Annotated in this window: 20 protein-coding genes; 10 read left to right on the forward strand and 10 right to left on the reverse strand. The window is 71.0% G+C overall.

Translation table 11 applies throughout. From position 1 onward, the window contains the following. The first annotated feature begins 63 nt into the window (after positions 1 to 63). Genes VHD82_RS02810 through VHD82_RS02820 form a run of 3 tightly spaced genes read left to right on the forward strand, consistent with a single transcriptional unit; the run spans position 64 to position 3,019 of the window. Positions 64 to 867 carry an enoyl-CoA hydratase/isomerase family protein gene (locus VHD82_RS02810; protein ID WP_325696625.1) on the forward strand — a complete coding sequence of 268 codons (804 nt, stop codon included), beginning with the start codon at positions 64 to 66 and terminating at the stop codon, positions 865 to 867. Beyond that, complete coding sequence (locus tag VHD82_RS02815; RefSeq protein ID WP_325696627.1) at positions 864 to 2,036, forward strand: acyl-CoA dehydrogenase family protein; 1,173 nt, start codon at positions 864 to 866, stop codon at positions 2,034 to 2,036. Before VHD82_RS02810 ends, VHD82_RS02815 begins: the two co-directional genes overlap by 4 nt. Beyond that, a complete protein-coding gene (locus tag VHD82_RS02820) occupies positions 2,033 to 3,019 on the forward strand; it encodes an acyl-CoA dehydrogenase family protein (RefSeq protein WP_325696629.1) in 987 nt (328 codons plus the stop codon). The genes VHD82_RS02815 and VHD82_RS02820 overlap by 4 nt, the downstream gene beginning before the upstream one ends. Before the next feature lie 54 nt (positions 3,020 to 3,073). On the opposite strand, the gene VHD82_RS02825 is transcribed toward VHD82_RS02820, so the two are convergent. Genes VHD82_RS02825 through VHD82_RS02840 form a run of 4 tightly spaced genes read right to left on the reverse strand, consistent with a single transcriptional unit; the run spans position 3,074 to position 5,746 of the window. After that, positions 3,074 to 3,994, reverse strand: a complete 921-nt coding sequence (locus VHD82_RS02825) for a VOC family protein (protein ID WP_325696631.1) — start codon at positions 3,992 to 3,994, stop codon at positions 3,074 to 3,076. Then, complete coding sequence (locus tag VHD82_RS02830; protein WP_325696633.1) at positions 3,991 to 4,848, reverse strand: SDR family oxidoreductase; 858 nt, start codon at positions 4,846 to 4,848, stop codon at positions 3,991 to 3,993. Before VHD82_RS02830 ends, VHD82_RS02825 begins: the two co-directional genes overlap by 4 nt. Continuing rightward, entirely contained in the window at positions 4,845 to 5,483 is a 639-nt protein-coding gene (locus VHD82_RS02835; RefSeq protein WP_325696635.1) for a cysteine hydrolase, read from the reverse strand. The genes VHD82_RS02830 and VHD82_RS02835 overlap by 4 nt, the downstream gene beginning before the upstream one ends. Before the next feature lie 26 nt (positions 5,484 to 5,509). Next, entirely contained in the window at positions 5,510 to 5,746 is a 237-nt protein-coding gene (locus VHD82_RS02840; RefSeq protein ID WP_325696637.1) for a hypothetical protein, read from the reverse strand. Between the two features lie 126 nt (positions 5,747 to 5,872). Between VHD82_RS02840 and VHD82_RS02845 the strand changes: the two genes are divergently transcribed. After that, positions 5,873 to 7,426 (forward strand): class I adenylate-forming enzyme family protein, encoded by a 1,554-nt coding sequence (locus VHD82_RS02845; protein ID WP_325696639.1) that lies wholly within the window; start codon positions 5,873 to 5,875, stop codon positions 7,424 to 7,426. Positions 7,427 to 7,436: 10 nt separating this feature from the next. Here the strand turns inward: VHD82_RS02845 and VHD82_RS02850 are convergent, their stop codons facing one another. Continuing rightward, positions 7,437 to 8,060: a helix-turn-helix domain-containing protein gene (locus tag VHD82_RS02850; RefSeq protein ID WP_325696641.1), complete on the reverse strand. Its 624-nt coding sequence runs from the start codon at positions 8,058 to 8,060 to the stop codon at positions 7,437 to 7,439. A gap of 60 nt (positions 8,061 to 8,120) precedes the next feature. On the opposite strand from VHD82_RS02850, the gene VHD82_RS02855 reads away from it, so the two are divergent. The 4 genes from VHD82_RS02855 to VHD82_RS02870 all read left to right on the forward strand — a co-directional run bounded on the left by VHD82_RS02855 (position 8,121) and on the right by VHD82_RS02870 (position 13,483). After that, complete coding sequence (locus VHD82_RS02855) at positions 8,121 to 9,374, forward strand: FAD-dependent oxidoreductase (protein ID WP_325696643.1); 1,254 nt, start codon at positions 8,121 to 8,123, stop codon at positions 9,372 to 9,374. Between the two features lie 134 nt (positions 9,375 to 9,508). Continuing rightward, entirely contained in the window at positions 9,509 to 10,843 is a 1,335-nt protein-coding gene (locus tag VHD82_RS02860) for an MFS transporter (protein ID WP_325696645.1), read from the forward strand. After that, positions 10,833 to 12,389 (forward strand): class I adenylate-forming enzyme family protein, encoded by a 1,557-nt coding sequence (locus tag VHD82_RS02865; protein WP_325696647.1) that lies wholly within the window; start codon positions 10,833 to 10,835, stop codon positions 12,387 to 12,389. Before VHD82_RS02860 ends, VHD82_RS02865 begins: the two co-directional genes overlap by 11 nt. Next, the gene (locus tag VHD82_RS02870) at positions 12,386 to 13,483 is read left to right on the forward strand and encodes an aminoglycoside phosphotransferase family protein (RefSeq protein ID WP_325696649.1); all 1,098 of its coding nucleotides are present in this window, start codon (positions 12,386 to 12,388) and stop codon (positions 13,481 to 13,483) included. Before VHD82_RS02865 ends, VHD82_RS02870 begins: the two co-directional genes overlap by 4 nt. A gap of 31 nt (positions 13,484 to 13,514) precedes the next feature. On the opposite strand, the gene VHD82_RS02875 is transcribed toward VHD82_RS02870, so the two are convergent. Further along, positions 13,515 to 13,931, reverse strand: a complete 417-nt coding sequence (locus VHD82_RS02875) for a nuclear transport factor 2 family protein (RefSeq protein WP_325696651.1) — start codon at positions 13,929 to 13,931, stop codon at positions 13,515 to 13,517. A 121-nt stretch (positions 13,932 to 14,052) separates the two neighbouring features. Between VHD82_RS02875 and VHD82_RS02880 the strand changes: the two genes are divergently transcribed. Beyond that, positions 14,053 to 14,850 carry an SDR family oxidoreductase gene (locus VHD82_RS02880; protein WP_325696653.1) on the forward strand — a complete coding sequence of 266 codons (798 nt, stop codon included), beginning with the start codon at positions 14,053 to 14,055 and terminating at the stop codon, positions 14,848 to 14,850. Here the strand turns inward: VHD82_RS02880 and VHD82_RS02885 are convergent. Continuing rightward, on the reverse strand, positions 14,839 to 15,459 hold the full coding sequence (locus tag VHD82_RS02885) for a helix-turn-helix domain-containing protein (RefSeq protein ID WP_325696655.1): 621 nt from the start codon (positions 15,457 to 15,459) through the stop codon (positions 14,839 to 14,841). The genes VHD82_RS02880 and VHD82_RS02885 overlap by 12 nt on opposite strands. 144 nt (positions 15,460 to 15,603) lie before the next feature. On the opposite strand from VHD82_RS02885, the gene VHD82_RS02890 reads away from it, so the two are divergent. After that, positions 15,604 to 16,668: a Rieske 2Fe-2S domain-containing protein gene (locus VHD82_RS02890; protein ID WP_325696657.1), complete on the forward strand. Its 1,065-nt coding sequence runs from the start codon at positions 15,604 to 15,606 to the stop codon at positions 16,666 to 16,668. A gap of 9 nt (positions 16,669 to 16,677) precedes the next feature. Here the strand turns inward: VHD82_RS02890 and VHD82_RS02895 are convergent, their stop codons facing one another. From VHD82_RS02895 to VHD82_RS02905, 3 genes are read right to left on the reverse strand one after another with little or no spacing between them, the layout of a single operon-like run. Next, on the reverse strand, positions 16,678 to 17,589 hold the full coding sequence (locus VHD82_RS02895) for an LLM class F420-dependent oxidoreductase (RefSeq protein ID WP_325696659.1): 912 nt from the start codon (positions 17,587 to 17,589) through the stop codon (positions 16,678 to 16,680). Continuing rightward, on the reverse strand, positions 17,586 to 18,515 hold the full coding sequence (locus tag VHD82_RS02900) for an LLM class F420-dependent oxidoreductase (RefSeq protein ID WP_325696661.1): 930 nt from the start codon (positions 18,513 to 18,515) through the stop codon (positions 17,586 to 17,588). Before VHD82_RS02900 ends, VHD82_RS02895 begins: the two co-directional genes overlap by 4 nt. Next, positions 18,512 to 19,594, reverse strand: a complete 1,083-nt coding sequence (locus VHD82_RS02905) for a Gfo/Idh/MocA family oxidoreductase (protein WP_325696663.1) — start codon at positions 19,592 to 19,594, stop codon at positions 18,512 to 18,514. The genes VHD82_RS02900 and VHD82_RS02905 overlap by 4 nt, the downstream gene beginning before the upstream one ends. Between the last annotated feature and the right edge of the window lie 100 nt (positions 19,595 to 19,694).

Consider the following 19,694-nt stretch of genomic DNA (forward strand, 5'->3'; position numbering starts at 1 on the left):
GGGGAACGTCGTTCTTGACGTCGGAGTCAGCTGGACGCGCATCAGGACGAACAGGAGGGGTCGATGTCGAACCCGTTTGCGCCGGAGCTGCTCATCGAGGACAGGGGCGCGGTCCGGATCGTCACGCTGAACCGGCCGGAAGCGCTCAACGCGACGAACGAAGCGCTGCACGACGCGCTCATCGCGGTGTGGCGGCACCTCGCCGACGATCCGGCCGTGCGGGCCGTCGTGCTCACCGGTGCCGGGCGGGCCTTCAGCGCAGGTGGCGACATGGAGCATTTCGTCGAGGTCTGGGCAGACCGCGCGCTGCGCCGCAAGGAGATCGACGGCGCCCGGCGGCTGCTGACCGAGATGATCGACTTCCCGCTGCCGGTGGTCGCGGCCGTCAACGGTGCCGCGGTGGGCCTCGGCTGCAACCTGGCCGTGTGCAGTGACATCGTGCTCATGGCCGAGAGCGCGTTCATCGCCGACCCGCACGTCGGGGTCGGGCTGACCGCGGCCGACGGCGGCGCGCCGACCTGGCCGCTGCTGATGGGCATGTTGCGGGCCAAGGAATATCTGCTCACCAGCGAGCGCATCCCGGCCGATCAGGCGGTCGCGCTCGGCCTGGCCAACCGCGTCGTGCCCGACGGCGAGCTGATGGACCAGGCGATCGCACTGGCCGAAAAGCTCGCCAAGCAGCCCCCGCAGGCGGTGCAGAGCACCAAGCGGGCGCTGAACATGCACCTGAAACGGGCCGTCGCGGGTGTGCTCGAATACGCGCTGGGCGAGGAGTTCGCCTCCTTCGACACGCCCGAGCACCAGGAGATCGTGCGGCGGTTCCTGGCCCGCTCCAAGGCCAGGGAAGCGGAACGGTCGAGCTCGTGACGGACACGGTCACCGCGCCGCTCGCCACGGACATCGGCGCCTACCGCTCGTCGCTGCGGGCCTACCTCGCCAACGGGGACGCCCTCGATCGCTGGCGTGGCAAGCACTATGCGAGTACCGAGGACCGGATCGGCGAACACGCCGCGCTGATGGCGCACCTGTACGAGGACGGGTGGAACCGCTACGGCTGGCCCGCGTCCGCCGGTGGACTCGGCGGCGACGAACGGCACCGGGGCGTGCTCTACGACGAGCTGTCCGCGGCCGGGCTGCCGGTGCCCGACCCGCAGCTGATGCTGGAAACCCTCGGCCCGCCGGTCGTCCACTTCGCACCGGAGCTGGCCGCGCGCTACCTGCCGGAGTATCTGCGCGGCGAGAACTGGTGGGGCCAGGGCTTTTCCGAGCCCGAGGCGGGAAGCGACCTGGCCGGGCTGCGCTGCCGCGCGCGCCGCGAAGGCGACCACTACGTGCTGTCCGGCCAGAAGCTGTGGACCAGCCACGGGGCGACGGCGAGCCGGTTCGTCTGCCTGGTGCGCACCGGAACGACGGAAAGCCGGCACCGCGGCCTGTCGATGATCATGGTCGACCGTGACACGCCGGGCGTCTCCGTCCGGCCGATCGCACTGGCCAGCGGGTACCAGGAACTGGCCGAGGTGTTCTTCGACGACGTGATCGTGCCGGCGGACCGGCTCGTCGGCGAAGAGGGCCAGGGCTGGGCCGTGGCGATGTACCTCCTGCAGTGGGAACGAGCGATGTACGCGTGGCAGAGCGCCGCGGTGGCGCTACGCCGCTTCCGCGAGTTGCTCGGCCAGGTGGCGGGCGGAGACCTGCCCGACGGCGCCGCGACCCGCATCGGCGAGTGCTACGGCGACATCGTCGCGCTCCGCGCGCGGAGCGTCCAGACGGTGCGGCGGCTGGCGGCAGGCCAGACCGTGGGCCCGGAAGCCAGCGTGGACAAGGTGTTGCTCGCGACAGCGGAGCTGAGCCTGCACGATCTCGCCCGCGACCTGCTCGGCGCCGGCTTCGTGTTCGGGACGGACGCGGACACCGGCGACTGGCGTGCCGACTGGTGGTTCAGCCGGTCGGCCACCATCCTCGGCGGTTCCGCCGAAGTGCAGCGCACGATCCTGGCCGACCACGTGCTCGGCCTGCCGAAGGAGCCCCGGGTATGACGAGTACGACCATGGACGCGGCGACCGCCGAACTGCTCACCGGCTCGCTGCGCGAACTGTTCGCCGGCTCGGCGGGCCGCGAGATCGGCCCGGCGCTGGCGGCACTCGGCTGGGCGGAGGTGGTGGCCGAGGACCCCGCGGGCGCGACCACGTTGCTGTTCACCGAGCAGGGGCGGGCGCTGGCTTCTTCGCCCGCGCTCGACGCCGTGCTGCTCGCCGAGCTCGACCGGGTCCTGCCCGCCGGGCACGGCACTCGCGCGGTGCTCTACCCGCATCCCGCCGACGGCGATCGACCCTCCACTGTGGACGGCCCGGTGCGCGGAATCCTGCTGGCCGGACTGGATTCGGTCGACGAACTGGTGGTGCCGGTCCGGGTGGACGGCGCGGTCGCGCTGCTCACCGCGGATCCCGGCGGCGTCACGACCGAGCCCGTGGCCGGGTTCGACGGCGGCTCGGGCTGGTTCACCGTGACCGGCCGGCAACCGTCCGGGACTCCGGTGCCCGCGGCCAGGGAGTGGGAGCGGGCGGTGGCCGCCGGGCGCCGGGCGCTGGCCGCGGAGATCGCCGGGGTGTGCCAGGCCGCGCTGGATCTCGCCGTCGCGCACACCTCCGCGCGGGTGCAGTACGGCCGTCCCATCGCGTCGTTCCAGGCCGTGCGGCACCGCCTCGCGGAGGCCCACGTCGCGATCAACGACATCGCGTCGATGCTCGACGCCGCCTGGCCTGTCGCGGGAAACGCGGATGGTGGCGCCTGGGCGGCCGCGTTGACCAAGCTGCGGGCCGGGCGGGCGCAGGCCGAGGTGATGCGGCACGGCGTCCAGGTGCTCGGCGCGATGGGCCTGACGAGCGAAAGCGCGATGCACAGCTACGTCACGCGTGCGGGCGCGCTCGACGCCCTGCTCGGCGGTCACCGGCTGCTGAGCGAAACGACCGGCCGGGCTTTGCTGGCCGGAGCGCCCGCGGATCCCGTCGTCGAGGTCTGACCCGAAGAGAACCGGGCCGGGCGAAACCGCCCGGCCCGGTTTTTTCGGGTCCGCTCAGCGGGGTTCCAGCGGCCGGCGGACCTCCGAACGCGGCCGCTCGACCAGCTCGACGACCGCCCCGTCCGGATCGGCGAGGAACAGCACCGTGAACCCGCCGGTCGGGGTGTCCGGCATCGGGATGAAGAGCGGTTCCGGCACCGGGACGCCCGACTCCCGCACGAGCGCCGCGTGCGCCTCGCGCACGTCCTCCACGGCGAGCGCGATCCGGTACAGCCCTTGGGTGTTGGCCCGCCGCGGTGCGCCGTCCCCGGACCCGGCGCGCTCCTCGAGTTCCAGTGAGAAGGTCGGATCTTCCGGGAGCACGAGCGACGCCCAGGGCACCCCGTCGTCGATCCCGCGCGCCCGTTCGGTCCAGCCGATCGAGCCGTACCACGCCAGCGACCGCGCGAGATCGCTGCAGCGCACCCGCTCATGGGAGATGAGGCCACCGGCCGGATCGGTTCCGGCGGGCGGGATCTCGACGACTTCGATCGTGACACCGTCGGGGTCGGTGATCGTCAGGCCGGGCCGGGCCGCGCCGCGTACCCGCAGCCCGCCGGCAGCCGGCTCCCCGGTGAGGCCCAGCGTCGTGAGCCGATCCTCCAGGCGGGACAGCGACGCGACGCGATAGCCCAGCGCCACGAACGCCGACGGGCGCATGCCCGCCTCGGCGGGCTGGGTCACCGGCCGCCGCCAGTCGACGAACTCGACGGCGGGCACGGCGCGGGGACCGCGCCGGTCGTAGCAGAACGTGGTGACGCTGGCGGTGGATTTCCCCATGCCCATGCTCGTGGAATCGTCGTCGGTGCTCACCGACCGCATCCTCGGGTCGAGGCCGAAGAGGGCCATCACGAACCCGGCCGCCCTGGCCCCGTCCACCGTGTTCAGATTGCAGTGCATCACGGAATGGGCGTGCTGCGGGGCCGAGGCGCTCATTTCGTGATCTCCGGCAGGAAGAAGCTCAGCTGGAGGTCGGACTCCTGGCCATCGAGGCGGTACCGGGAGAAGTCCGTGACCCCTTCGGACCGCAGGACTTCCTCGTCGGTGACCAGCCTGCCGGTGAACGACCGCGGGTCCCGGCTGACGATCGCGAGCGCGGCGTCGGCCATGACGGCCGGCGTGCGGGACCGTTTGCCGGCGATCTCCTCGCCGAGGATCATCCGGATCCCCTCGGTGCCGACGGAAGTCCGGGGCCACAGCGAGTTGGCCGCGATGCCGCTGTCGGCGAGTTCGGCGGCGAGGCCGAGTGTGTTCAGGCTCGCCGCGTACTTCGACGCGGTGTAGGCCAGGTGCGGGCCCAGCCACTGTCCGGAAAGGACGATCGGTGGCGAGATGGTCAGGATGTGCCCGGCGGCGGACTTCTCCAGGTGCGGCAGGGCGGTCCGGCTGACCAGGAAACTGCCGCGCGCGTTGATCGCGTGCACCAGGTCGTACTTCTTCATCGCGATCGCCGACGTGGCCGTCGTGTCGAACGCGGCGGCGTTGTTGACCACGATGTCCAGCCCGCCGAACGCTTCGACGGTGCGCGCGACGGCGGCCTCGACGTCGTCGTCCTTGCGGATGTCGCCGACGACCGCCAGCGCGTTCCCGCCGGCTTCGGTGACCTGCTCGGCCACCGAATACACGGTGCCGGGCAACCGGTTGGGGCGCGGCCGGCCCGACGTGGCGAGCAAGCTGACGTTCGCGCCCGCTTCGGCGAAGCGCAGCGCGATGGCGGCGCCGATCCCCCGGCTGCCGCCGGTGATCAGCGCCGTGCGCCCGGCCAGCGCCTTGTTCTCCGCAGTACTCACGCGGACCGGCCCCCCTCGGTCCCGGAGTGGGTCTTCGCTTCGGCCGCGAAGGCCTCCCAGGCCGCGCCGAGCTGGTCGACGGTCAGGACCCGGCCCAGCATCTTGAAGGTGTGGCGCAGCATCTGTTCGCCGTACTCGGCCGGCGTCGCGGTGACCGCGTCCCGGACCACGACGACCTCGAAACCCTCGTGCGCGGCCTCCCCCGCGGCCAGCACGAGCGCCACGTTGAGGGAGACCCCGGCGAACACGAGCGTGCGCAGACCGCGCCCCCGCAGCACCGGCAGCAGCTCGGTGCCCCAGGTGGGCGAGAGACCGTGGTGGCGCGGCAGCACCAGGTCCTCCTCGGCGTAGAGCTCGGGCATGACCTGGGTGGCGGGATGCCCTGGTGCCCATTCCTCGGTGGGGGCCGCGATGGATCGCCACAAGGGGGCGGTTCCCGGGTTCACCGCGCCGAGCCTGCCTTCGAACGTCGCGTGCACCACGGTCACGCCGGCCGCCCTGGCCGAGCGCACGAGCTTCTCGATGCCGGGCAGCACCGCGCGGGCGTCGGCCGCGAGCGCGGGCAGCACGGAGTTCTCGCCGAGGACGCCGGCCTGACACTCCACACAAACCACCGCGGTGCTTTCGGGAGCCATGGGGAGCACGTTACTTGACGACATCGTCAAACCGTAGCATTCGAGGCGCCCGGGGTCATCCGGCAAATCCGCCCGCCGTCGCGGGCCGCCGGCACTTCGGGATGCCGCCGCGGCACCTGCGCCAGATAACAGCTACGGCACAACGCCCCGCCCGGCACGATTACGTAGCGGGCGTCTGGCAACACCAGGCCCGGTTCCGCGTCGACCCGGCAGATCCCGTAATGCCCGGCCGCCGAACACAGGCAGGCGCACTCGTGGGACACCGTCCTCACCCCCGGTTCACTATTCCGATGAATGATCTAACTTGATAGTCTCACAATCCCGCCCACAGCGACGCTTGTTGACATTATCGTCAACGTCTTAGTGCCCGGAGCCCAACGGAGTAGCCCGTGCCGACGCCCCGTACTGATCACTGTCTTGCCGATATCCCCCGCCGCAACGCGATCCGCTTCGCGGACGTGCCGTCCTACGTGGCGGACGGCCGCCAGCTGACCCACGGCGAGCTGTACGAGCGCGCGGCCACGACCGCGGCCGCGCTGGCGCAGGCGGGATTGCGCCGTCAGGACCGGATCGCCCTGTTCGGCCGGAACAGCATCGCCTTCGGCGAAGTGCTGGCGGCGGGTCAGCTGGCCGGCCTCATCGTCGCCACCGTCAACTTCCGCCTCGCCGCACCCGAGATCGGCCGGATCCTCGCCGACGCGGACCCACGAGTGCTCTTCGTCGACGCGGAGTACCTGCCGGTCATCGACCTCGTGCGCGCGGAGCTGGATCTCGAACTGATCGTCTGCCTCGACCACACCGACCGCACCGATGTGGTGCCGTACGAGGATTTCCTCACCTCCGCGGCGGGCAAGGACCTTCCGTTCGCCGCGCGTGGAGACGACATCGCCTGCCTGATCTACACCAGCGGCACCACCGGCAAGCCCAAAGGCTGCATCCTCGGACAGCGGGAGCTGTTCCACGGCGCGCACCTGATGAACGTCGAGATGCGCACGGGCAGCGACGACCGGGTACTGCTGACGATGCCGCTGTTCCACATCGGCGCGATGGCGATCGGCCTCGGGCTGCACGCCCGCGGCGGAACCTCGGTGCTGCACCGGCAGTTCGACCCCGCCGCCGTACTCGACACCGTGGTGGCGGAGGACATCACCGTGCTGCATCTGGCGCCGACGATGCTGCGGGCGGTACTGGCTGAGGCGGCCGGGCGACCGGGTGCGCTGGCCGGGGTGCGGACCGTCGTCTACTCCGCGGCGCCGATCACCGCGCCGGTCCTGCAAGCGGCGATGACCGCCATGCCCGGCGCGGGATTCCTCAACCTCTACGGGCAGACCGAGGTGATGACCTCCGGGCTGCCGCGCGAGCTGCACCACGGCGAAGGCGCCGCGCGCGACCGCCGGCTGACCTCGGTCGGGCACCCGTTCCCGGACAACGCCGTACGCATCGTCGCCGAGGACGGCACCGAATGCCCGGCAGGCACGCCGGGCGAGATCACTGTCGCCTCCCCCGCGATGTTCCGCGGTTACTGGAACAACTCGGCGGCGACCGCCGCGACGCTGCGGGACGGCTGGTGCCACACCGGCGATGTCGGCGTGCTCGACGAAGAAGGTCTGCTGCATCTGGTCGACCGGAAGAAGGACGTCATCATCTCCGGCGGCGAGAACGTCTACTCGCTCGAGGTGGAGGAAGCACTCCTCACCCATCCCGGAGTGGCCCAGTGCGCCGTCGTCGGCATCCCGGACGAGCGCTGGGGCGAAACGGTGTGCGCGGTCGTCGTGCCGAACGACGGCGCGGCCATCGACGCGACGGACCTGCGCGAGCACGTCTCGGCGCGGATCGCGCGATACAAGGCACCGCGCTCGGTGGTCACCGTCGCGGAGCTTCCCGTGCTGCCGACCGGAAAGGTCGACAAGAAAGCTCTCCGGGAGCGCTACGCGGCCGGCTGATTCCAGGCTCTCAGGACACCTGGCCGACCCCGAACCCGGCCAGCAGCCTGCGGACCGCGTTCGCCAAGCGGTCGACGGTGGCGTCGGCCGGACTCCCGATCCCCGCGGCGTCGAGGGCCGGATGCGCCTCGGCGCGGTCGCGCAACACCAGCCAGCCCGTCAGCAGGAACTGTGACGCGGCAACGACTTCGGCCGCCTCGGCCCGTTCGAGCCCGCCGTCGCGCAGTATCGACAGCGCGCTGTCCGCGATGCGCCGCGCGGCGGGCGAACTGCCGGTGGCCGCCAGTGCGCGCGCGGCGACACCCGGGTACCGGCTCAGTGTCCGGTCCATGTTCAGCACCAGTTCGACGTACCGGTCGGCGCAGGGCGCACCGGGATCCACCGCCGACTCGATCCGGGCGGACACCGCCTCACACACGCGGTCGAGCAGATCGTCCTTGCCGCGCAAGTGATAGTGCACCGCGGCCGGGGTCACCCGCAGCTCTTCGGCGACCAGCCGGACGGTGAGCCGGTCGAGACCGGCGCGCTCGGTCACCGACACCGCGGCGCCGACCACGTCGTCGATCGACAGCGGCGGGTCCTGGACACCTCCGCGGCGGCGGCTCACGGTCGCCTGTTCCTTCCCTCTGGTCATCGAGCGGTCATTATGCCAGAGTGAATGAGCATTAACCGCCTATTAATGGAGGCGTCGAGGATGACCAGGGAAGTGACGGCACGCTCGGTCGACGCCGTGATCATCGGCGGCGGGGTGGCGGGATGCGCCGCCGCCGCACGACTGGCGCGGGCGGGGTTCGAGGTCCTGGTGCTCGAGCGCGAGACGGCCTATCGCGACCAGGTGCGTGGCGAGGGCCTGGTGAACTGGGGTTACCGCGAGGCCGCCGACATGGGCCTGGGCCAGGCGATACTCGGCGCCGAGGACGCCTCCCCCATCACCAGGCTGGTCAACTACGACGAAACGTGGTCCGCCGAGGCCGCACGAGAGCGCGCCACGGACCTGTCGGCCGCACTACCCGGGACCCCCGGCATCATCGGCGTCGGCCATGCCGGCCTGCGCGAGTCGCTCGCGACGGAAGCCGTCACCGCGGGCGCCGCCGTGCTGCGCGGCATCCACGTCGACGCCATCACCACCGGATCCGCGCCATCGGTCACCTACACCTCGGCTGGGCACAGCCACACGGTCACCGCGAGGCTGGTCATCGCCGCCGACGGCAAGAACTCCGCGACCCGGCGGCTGCTGGACATCCCGATGTACGTCACGCGGCCGCGAGTGATGCTGTCCGGCCTCGCCGTGCACGACGGCGGGGCGTGGGATCGCGCCGAAACCGTCATCGGCGTCGAGGGGCGCACGCTGTTCTACGTCATCCCCCGCGGCCTCGGCCGGGTCCGGCTCTACGTCGGGCGCGTCATCGATGACCCGGAACGCTTCACCGGCTCCGGGCGTGAACAGCGGCTGCTGGACTGCTTCCGACTGAAGTCGCTGCCGAACGCCGACGTGCTCGCCGACGCGCGCCCGGCGGGTCCGTGCGCCTCGTTCCCCATGACCGACAGCTGGACGGAGGCACCGCTGCTCCCCGGAGTCGCGCTGCTCGGCGACGCGGCGGGATGGAGCAATCCGGTCACCGGCCAGGGACTCGCGGTGGCGCTGCGCGACGCCCGTGTCCTCACCGACCTGCTGCTCGAAGTGACCGACTGGTCGGTCACCAGACTGTCCGGCTACGCGGCCGAACGCGCCACGCGCATGGCGCGGCTGAGGTTCACGAGCGCGATCACGGACCTCTTGACCGCGTTCGGCGCACCGGACCGGGCGGCACGCCGGAGCCGCATGGGGCGCATGCTCGCCAAGGCCCCCGAACTCGGCGCCGCGTTCGCCGCGGTGCACGCGGGGCCGTGGGCCGTCCCGGCCGGCGGCTTCTCCCCGGACATCCTGACCACGCTCGCACTCGCCTGAGAACCCGGGCCACCCAAACGGAGCACGTAGTCAGATTGTGCGGATCACGAATATCGTTTGTGCTTCTTGACCGGAATATCACGTGCACTTACTGTCAGATTTGCTGTGTCACACGCCACGACGAAGTGGGGAAGATGAGCCAGCCGGATCCCGTCCCATCGCCGTCCCTTGTCCGCCGTGCCGCCATCGCGGGCCTGCTGGGCACCCTGATCGAGTCCTACGACTTCGCGGTCTACACCTATCTCGTCGTCTACACGGCACCGTTGTTCTTTCCCGCGGGCACCTCGGGAACAGCGGTGCTGTCGTCCCTTCTGGTGTTCGCGGCCGGGTTCGTCGCCCGCCCGCTCGGCGGACTTTTCTTCGGCCGCCTCGGCGACCGGATCGGCCGGCGGCGCACGCTCCTGCTGACGGTGACGTTGATGGGCGCCGGCACCTTTGCCATGGGCGTCCTGCCAGGGCGCGGCACGATCGGGCTGGCCGCACCGCTGCTGCTGGTGCTGGCGCGCGTGGTTCAGGGCTTCTCCGCCGGCGGTGAGCTGATGGGGTCCGCGACGTTCGTCGCGGAGTACGCCTCGGACAAGCGCCGGGGGTTGTTCAACGCGATCACGCCGCTCGGGTTCTCCATGGGCGTCGCGCTCGCCCCGGCTGTCGTGGGCCTCACGACGGTGCTGACGTTCGGCCACATGGCCGCGTGGGGCTGGCGCATCCCTTTCCTGGTGTCGCTGCCGCTCACGATCGCGTGCCTGGTCTACCGCGTGAAGGTGGAGGACTCCCCCGAGTTCAAGGAACTGGTGGCGCGCCGGGAAATCCCGGGCTCCCCGGTACTGGAGGTGCTGCGCGGCCACTGGCGCGCGGTGCTGCGCGTGGCGGGTCTGTCACTCACCGTCGGGCTCATCGGCTACACCACGTCGGCCTATGTCCCGATCTACCTGCAGACCGAGGCCGGGCTGGCCAAGGGCACGGTCTCCCTCGTCGCCGCGCTCGCCCTGTTCCTGGCACTGCCGTTCGCGCTGGCGAGCGGTTTCGCCGTGGACCGGTTCGGCCGGCGTGCGGTCCTGGTCACCGTGCTGGCGGTCACGACGGTCGTCGTGTTTCCCGGCATGTTCCTCATGGGCGCCGCCGGGATCCCGCTTTTCGTTGTGGGGGCGGTGTTCTGGCTCCTCGCGGGTCTTGCCGGGGCGGCCCCGCCACCCGCGTACGCCGCCTTCACCGGGTTCTTCCCGACGCGCGTCCGCTACACCGGCGCCGCCATCGGCTTCAACGCCGGTTCGATACTCGGCGCGGGCTTCGCGCCGTACGCCGCCGCACGGCTGACAGCCGCGACCGGAAGTCCTTATGCCCCAGCGCTTCTCATCGCCGCAGCGGCGGCACTCGGCATCACGGTCATCCTGACCGCACCGCGGCTGGGCGCCGGGGAAACGCGAACTCCGCGCAAGACGGACGAGGGAGCGCACGAAGGTGTTCGCTGAAACGTTCTGGGGCCTGGTGGATCAGCGCGCCGAGACCACGCCGGACGCCGTCGCGCTGCTCGACGAGCACGGCGTCAAGCTGACCTTCGCCGAGCTTCGCGAGCAGGCGCTGTCCACCGCCGCGCGGCTGGCCGAACTCGGAGTCGGTCCCGGCACCGCGGTGGCATGGCAGCTGCCGACGCGGATCAGCACGGTCCTCACGCTGTGCGCGCTCGCCCGGCTCGGTGCCTTGCAGATGCCGTTGCTGATGATGTACCGCGAACGCGAACTGGGCGCTCTCCTTGCCGCGGGCAGGCCCCAGCTGGTTCTCGTGCCCGGTCAGTGGCGGGGTACCGACTACACGGCACTCGTGCGCGACACCTCGGCCCGGGTGGGTCTGCGGACCGAGATCGTCACGGCCGGGCCGGGCGGGCCGGCACCACACGATCCCACCGCGATCCTGCCGGAGCCGCCCGCCGAGGCGCAGCAGCCGCGCTGGGCCTACGCGACTTCGGGCTCCAGTGGTGTCCCCAAAGCCGCGCTGCACAACGACCGCGGTGTCCTCGCGGCCGCCGCGAGCGTCGTGGCCAGGACCGGCGCGGGCACCCGGGCCGGTGACGTCGGCTGCATCGCTTTTCCCATCGGGCATCTCGGCGGCACCCAGTACCTCACGATCACCCTGCTGACCGGCACGCCGACGTTGCTCGTCGAGGCCTTCGACCCCGCTCGCACACTGGCGACGTTCGAACAGCACGGGGTGACGATCATCGGCGGCAGTACCGCGCTTTATCAAACCGTGCTCGCCGAACGGCGCCGGACGGGGCGGCACCCGGTACCGGCTCTGCGCCTGCTCACCGGCGGCGGCGCGCCCTTGTCGGCGGCGTTGTACCACGAGCTGCGCGCGGAACTCGGTGTCGAAGTCGCACACTGCTACGGCATGACCGAGGCGCTGATGGTGGCCGTCGCCGACCCGGCCGACGGAGACGAACTGCTCGCCACCACCGACGGGAAGCTGATCGACGGCCTGCACGGGCGCGTGGTCGCGCCCGGCGGCGACGCCGTGCTCGGGCCGGGCGAGGAGGGCGAGATGCAGGTGCGCGGCGTCGTCGTCACCACCGGCTACACCGACCCCGCCCACGACGCGGCCGCGTTCACCGCCGACGGCTGGCTGCGCACCGGTGACCTGGTCCGGATGTCGGCCACCGGCCATGTGGCCGTCACCGGGCGGATCAAGGACGTGATCATCCGCAAGGGCGAGAACATCTCGGCGCTCGAGATCGAGGAGCTGCTTCTCGCGGAGCCGGAGATCGCCGAGGCCGCGGTGATCGGGCTGCCCGACGCGGAGCGCGGTGAGCTGGTCTGCGCGGTCGTCCGGCCCGCAGATCCGGGGGCCCGGCTGACGCTCGGCGAACTCACCGGGCGGCTGCGGGCGGCCGGCCTCATCACGCGGAAACTCCCGGAGCGCCTGGAAATCGTCGACGCGATGCCGATGACCGGACTCGGGAAGATCGCGAAAAACGAGCTGGGCGCCCGTTTCGGGGCATCGGCCGCCGAGAGACGCCCATGAGCCACGGCCCGTATGCACGCCCCGCGCCGCTGCCCGGACATTGGGAGGAAGTCACCGCGAGCTGGCTCAGCTCGCTGCTGGAACAGCAGTATCCGGGGACCGCCGTCGAGCACCTGGAGGTCGTCGAACTCCGCAACACCCATACCTCGAAGATCCGCGTCGCCGTGGGCTACAACGACACCGGGCTGTCCGCCGGGCTGCCGGAACGCCTGTGTATCAAGGGAAACTTCACCGGCAGGCACAACCCGTTCGAGATCTGCCGGATGGAGGCCCGCTTCTACCACGACCTCGCCGAAGGCCACGCTCTCCCGGCCCCGGTCTCCTACTGCTCGGACTGGGACGAGGGCGCGGGCAACCAGGGGGTGGTCGTGCTGGAGGACCTTGTCGAGGCCGGCGGCGAGTTCGGCAGCACCTACCAGCGCATCGGCACCGAAGGCGTCGCGCGCGCACTGACGGATCTGGCCGCGCTGCACGGACATTTCTGGAACAGCCCGCGGCTCGCGGCGGCGGACTGGCTGCCCAGATCCATGGACACCCCCGGCGACTGCGACCAGCCGCGCATCATCTGGTGGCTGGTGGAGGAAAACCTGTCCCGTGACGTCTACATCGAACGGCTGCCCGGCTGGATGGTCGCGGACCCACGGCGTTTCCTGCGCGCCTACGACCTGCTCAACCACTGGGCGCGGGAACAGCGCGGACCGGAAACGATCGTGCACGGGGATTCCTACCTCGGCAACACGTATCTGCGCCCGGACGGGCACCGGATCTGGCTCGACTGGCAGATGGTGCGCAGGGGCAGTGGCCTGCGCGACGTCAGTTACTTCCTGGTCGGCGCGCTGACCATCGAAGAGCGGCGAGCCGCCGAGCGCGACCTGCTCGCCCACTACCGGGACGCGCTTCGGGCGACCGGCGCGCGCGACGTGCCCGCACTCGGCACGATGTGGGAGCACTACCGGCACTGGGCGATGTACGGGCTGATGTCGTGGATGGGCACCCGCGACCACTGGGGCCAGGACAACCACTCGGCCATCCACCGGTTCTCGGTCGCCACGGACGACCTCGGCACGCTCGGCCTGCTGGAAGCCCTTGCCTAGCAACGGTTTCGAGGCGGCGATGGGGTCGTCGTCACCGGGGGCTCCCGGTACGCGCCGTCCAGCGGCCGTACGGGATGTGCTCGGGGATCTCCCAGAAGCTGCGGACCGCGCTCGAACCGCCCGGCTCGACCCGCCAGACGTCGACGCTCGGGATCACCAGCGCCTCACCACGGAAGGTGCCTTCGTTACTGCACACGACCACGGCCTCCTCCGCACCAGTGATGAGCTGCGTGATGCGCACCAGCGGATGGTCTGGACCAGTCCGGTCCCACAGCTGCGAGGCCAGCTCCCAGCCATGCTTGACCGGAGTGCCGACCGGGTCCTCCAGCGTCGGCTCACCCGGCGACATCGCCGCCCAGTGCCGGAGCCAGCCCTCCTTGTCCTGTGCGTTCCACAGGTCGTACCAGCGCCGGATGAACAATTCGAGATCTCGGCTGCCGATCGTCATCTGACATCCTTCCCCGCGCGCCGCCACGATGCGTGTCCGAAAAGATTCCAACAGCCCTTGACGAAATCGTCAACTACGTATTCCCTGAAATTCCCACCCGCCACCCCCGAAAGGCAGGACGATGGATTTCGGAATCACCGGCAGGACCGCGCTGGTCACCGGCGGCAGCAAGGGTATGGGACGCGATGCGGCGCACCTGCTGGCCGCCGAAGGATGCCGGGTGGCCGTCGTGGCCCGGACGAAGCCGGACATCGACGACGCGGTCGCCTCGATCCGCGAACAGGGCGGTACCGCAGTCGGCGTCGTCGCCGACATGACCGACGGCGAGCAGGTTCGCCAGGCCGTGGCCGAGGTGCGGGACGCGTTCGGCCCCCCGTTGATCGTGATCGGCCAGACGAAGTTCACCGTGCCCGGCGACTTCGCCGACATCGAGGACGTGACCACCTACGCGGATTCGTTCCACACCTACACGATCAGCCAGATCCACCTGCTGCACGCGGTGCTGCCCGCGATGCGCGAGGCGGGCTGGGGGCGGTTCGTGCACATCGGATCGGCGACGGCGAAAGAGCCGGTGGGCAACATCCACCACGTGGTGGCCAACGCGACCCGCCCGTCGACCACCGGCCTGCTGAAGACCGTTTCCGACGAGTACGCCCAGTACGGCATCACCGTCAACACGGTCGCGCCGGGCTGGATCGAAACGCAGAACGCGATCGACTACCTGCGCACCAACGCCGGGCTGAAGACCGAGGAGGAGCGGCGTGCCTGGATGCTCGACAACGCGCGAGTGCCCGCCGCCAGGATGGGGCGTTCCGCCGAGATCGCCTCGCTCATCGTCTACCTCTGCTCGGAGCAGGCCGGCTACCTCAGCGGCAACTGGATCGAGGTCGACGGCGGGCACCACCGCTCAGCGTTCTGAGCGGGCCCCGGGCACGAAGGTCTGCACGATCTCGTCGCGCACTGTCGCATAGGGACGGTTCAGCCGTGCCCGGGCCCGCATCTCCAGGCAACGCAGCGCGACGGCGTGCATGGCGAAGGCGTCCCGCTCGGGAACCGCCCCCGGCAGCGTGCCGTCCTGGCGGGCGCGACGAAACGTGTCCGCCAGGAGCTGCCGGTGACAGGCGTGGATGTCCTCGAGCGCGTCGGCGATCCCGGCGACCAGGCCGACCTCAGGGGTGAGGAAGGTCCTGCCTTCCCTGGCCCGGTGCTCGTGCCAGCCGATGGCGAGGAACTCCTCGATCCAGGCGATCACCGCGGCGCGGCCGTCCGGAGCGCCGTCGACGGCCGCGCGCAAACGATCGCGGACGAGGTCGCCCGCCTCACGCTGCATGGCCAGCACCAGCGCGTCCTTGGACGGGAAATGGCGGTAGAAGGTCCGCCGGTTCACACCGGCGGCCCGCAGGATGTCCTCGATCGCGGTCGGCCCGCCGCCGCGGCCGATCAGCCGGTGGGCGGCCCGGATGATGCCGGCCCGCTCCCGTTCGGTGCGCTCCCGCCGCCCGGCCGCCCCCTGCGCCGACACATTCATTCGTCACCCTTTCCGCCCGGCTCATGATCGCACAATCCACAGGCACGAGTCCGGCCATCCTGGGAATGCCATTCCCAGGATGGCCGGATGCTGTTAAGCTGATCGGGAATAGCATTCCCCAAAATACCCCGGGAGGTCGCCGTCGTGCGCTTGCATGGGCTGGATCTGGAGCTGACCGGATGGTTCCAGGTGGCGTGGTCGGGTGACATCGGGCCGGAACAGGTGGTGCCGCTCGAGTACTTCGGCCGGCAGCTGGTGGCCTATCGCGGCAAGGACGGCGTGGTCCGCGTGCACGATCGCCACTGCCGGCACCTGGGGGCGAGCCTGGCGCACGGCGGCTGCGTCGTCGACGAGGGCATCCGGTGTCCGTTCCACGGCTGGGTCTGGGCCCCCGACGGGCACAACGTGTCCATCCCCTACCAGGACCGCCCCAACAAGGCCCGCAAGCTCGGCAGCTGGCCGGTCGTCGAGCGCAACGAGTCGGTCTACGTCTGGTTCGACCATGCCGGGCGGGAGCCCTACTGGGAGGTGCCCGACGCGCTCCGCGACACTCCACACGCCGCGGCCCGCGAGTTCCACCCCGCCTGGCCGGACGGCCGCGAACGCTTTCCGGATCTGCGGGTGCATCCGCAGATGGTCGCGGAGAACGCGGTCGATCCGCACCACTTCCGGTTCGTGCACCACACCCCGCTCAGCCCGGTCGTGCTCGAAGAAATTGTCGAGGGCCCGCGGTGGTGGGCGCGGGTCGGCTTCGGCAAGGGCTGGCGGGACCACGCCCGCAACGAGGACGGCACCCTGCGCACCGACACGGCGAACACCATCGAGATCCTGTGGTCCGGCATGGGGGTCAGCGTCAACGTCGAGCATATGCGCGAAGGCGTGCGGGTGATCACCATCAACACCACTCCGGTCAGGGACGGCAGGACCGAGATCTTCGCGACGTACTGGATCGACCGCACCGGCGACGAGGAGACCTACCGGCGGCGCCTCGCGGAGGCCAAACTCGCCCTGCCCGACGACATCAGGATCTGGAACCACCAGATCTTCCTGGACCCGCCGGCACTGGCCACCGAAGAGGCCCGCGGGTTCCGCCGGATGCGGCGCTGGGCGCGCCAGTTCTATCCGGGCGACGTCGGCGAGAACGGCCCCACGGGCACCGGCGACACTCGCGCGCCGGGAACCGAGAAGCTCGAAGCCGGCGCCCCCTGACGGGACCGTTCAGTCCGATGTGGACGGTGCGAGTGCCTTGCCGAACAATGCGATCTCGTGCAGGCAGTCGTCGATGCTGCGCGCGTGCGAGTCGATCGACAGGTAGGTGACACCCGCCCGCTCGTACCCGGGCAGGACCGCCGCGAGCTGTTCGGCGGCGCGTTCCGGGTCACGGTCGGGTGCCGGGGTGAAGCACACGTCGAACTCCGGCGGCCGCCCGGCCGCGGACCGCATCTCCCGCAGCCGCCCGATCCGCTCACCGAGCTCGCCGGCCGTGAGTTCGGGCGTGCCGGTGACAGCGGCCATGGCGGCGGGTTGTTCGAAGGGCAGCCAGCCGTCGGCGGTCTCGGCCACCCGGCGCATCGCGGCCTTGCTGTTGCCCCCGATCCAGACCGGCGGGCCGGGCCGCTGCGCGGGACGGGGCAGCATGACATGGCCGTGCGCCGGGAAGAACTCGTCGTCGCGTTCGACGGCCTCGCCCGACCACGCCGCCCGCATCGCGCCGATCGCGGCGTCGAACCGGGGACCGCGATCGGCGAAGGACGCGTCCAGCACCTCGAACTCCGCCTGCTGGTAGCCCGCGCCCATGCCGACCACGAGCCGCCCGCCGGACAACCGGTCGAGGCTGGCCGCCGACTTCGCCGCCAGGTACGGATTGCGGTAACCGGCGACCAGGACGAAGGTCAGCAGCCGCACGCGCCTGGTCGCCGCCGCCATGAACGACAGCGCGACGAACGGATCGAAGGCGTGGTGACCACCGTTGGCGAGCCAGTCCCGCGCGGGGAACGGGTGGTCGGTCGTGGAGATCAGGTCGAACCCGCTCTCCTCGGCGGCGACGGCGATGTCGGCCAGATCGCGGTCGCCGATCCAGGTGTCCCAGTGTTTCACCGCGCGCATCGGGAACTGGTAGTTGAGCTTCATCCGAAGTCCTTCCCCATCCCCAGATCCTCGCCCAGCTTGAGCACGGTGTCCTCGGCCGCGCCGGGATCGTCCCCGCAGACGACGAGCACCACGCGCCCGACGCCGCGCTCGGCCAGTTCCGCCACGTCGTCCTGCAGCCGCGCCGTGTCCCAGCCTCGCCGGACGTCGTGCATCGGCCAGTTGCCGCTGACCACGACCTCGACGGCGTCTTCCGCACGCCCCTGTTCGACGGTCAGCGTCCGCAGTTCCTCGATGTGCCGGGACAGCTCGTCCAGCCCGTCGATGGGCGCGGTCCGCATCGTTCTGGCGAGCTGGCCGGTGGCGAGGATCGCCACCCAGCCTTCGGCGTCGCGGGCCGCCCGCAGCCGGCCCCACCGGCTGTTGCCGTGCACCCACAGCGGCGGGCCCGGCCGCCGGTGCGGACTGGGCTGCGAGATCGTCGCGCGAGCGTGGAAACCGTTGCCCTCGTGGGTGATCTCCGCACCCGACCACGCGGCGCGCAGCACCTCCACGGCTTCGTCGAACTTCTCGCGCCGCGTCTCGAAATCCACGCCGAGCGCCCGGAACTCACCACGCAGGTAGCCGGTACCGACACCGACGATCAGCCGCCCGGCGCTGAGGACGTCCAGGCTGGCCGTCTGGTGCGCGGTGAGGAACGGATTGCGGTACGGCAGCACCAATACCCACGTCAGCAGCCGGATCCGCGAGGTCACGGCGGCGCAGAAGCCCAGCGCGGAGAACGGGTCCACGCTGCCCTCTCCCCCGTTGTGCACCCATTTCGCCGAGGGCGCGGGGTGATCGGTGAACCCGATCGAGCAGTACCCGGAGTCCTCGGCGGCACGGGCGAAGCGGGTCACCGCCGAGGGCGCGAGGATCCCGGGCGTCCAGGCGGGGTCGGCGGTCGCGTGCTGCAGGTCGAATTTCATGCCCGCACGGCCACCCAGCCGCCGCCCTCGGCGCTGCGGTGGGCGGCGTCGATGATCTCCAGGCTGAGCAGCCCGTCGGCGAACGTCGGGATCGGCGTGGGTTCGCCGTCGAAAGCCGGGAGCCAGTCCTCGAGCATGAGGGCCATCGCCCGGCTCGCGTGGCCGGCGAGGCCGCGCGGCAACTGCTCCGGTGCCGCCGGTGCCCGCTGCGCGGGCGCCAGGGACGCGAGACCCTCGTCGGTGGCCGCGCCCGCCTGGTAAACGGTCTCCCGCAGGGTGCCGTCGCCGATCACCGTGCCGTCGGCGCCGAAGAGCTCCAGCCGGAAATGGTCGGCGTGGGCGCCGATCGTCGAGACGCTCAGCACGGCCAGTGCCCCGGAGTCCATCCGCATCAGCAGCGCCGAGGTGTCGTCGGCGGTGACTTCCAGTGTCCCGCCGTCAGGCAGCGGGCGGACCGGAATGCTGCTGCGCACCTCCGCGCACACCGAGACCGGCCTGCCGAGCAACGTGCAGAGGTAGTCGAGGTCGTGCACCAGCATCCCGGCGAGGTAGCCACCGCCCTGCGCGCGGTCGTACATCCAGGTGGCCTGCAAGGGCCGTTCCGGACGCCAGTAGGACGCGCTGCGGCTGACCCGGGCGAAGTACGGCGTGCCGAGCAGGCCCGCGCCGACCTGTTCGGTGATGGCGAGCCACTCCGGGTTCCAGCGGTTCTCGAAGCAGCATCCCGTCGGGCGCCCGGCGGACTGGGCCGCCTTGACCATCTCGCGGGCCTGGGCCGGGTCGGCCGCCAGCGGTTTTTCGCACAGCACCGCCTTGCCCGCGGCGAGGGCGGCCACGGTGATCTCGTGGTGCAGCCCCGTGGGCGTGGCCACGGAGATCACGTCGAGATCGTCGCGGGCGACGAAGGAACGCCAGTCGGTGGAGGTGTCCTCGATGCCCAGCCGGTTCGCGACCTTGCCGAGCCGTTCGGGCGTTCGGGCGCACAAGGCCACGGGGTCGAAGCCCCCGGCCGCGCGGTAGGCGGGGACCTGCACGTGTGCTCCCCAGCCGACGCCGACGATTCCGACCCGCAGTGTCATGGAATTCTCCCGGTTCGCCCGAAAACCATTGACCAGCATGGGGACAGCACTGGACCCATGGCCGTTAATTAGGTAGATCTTATAGCTGAGAATACTGATT

It is taken from the genome of Amycolatopsis sp. (assembly GCF_035546795.1).
Taxonomy (GTDB): Bacteria; Actinomycetota; Actinomycetes; order Mycobacteriales; family Pseudonocardiaceae; genus Amycolatopsis_E.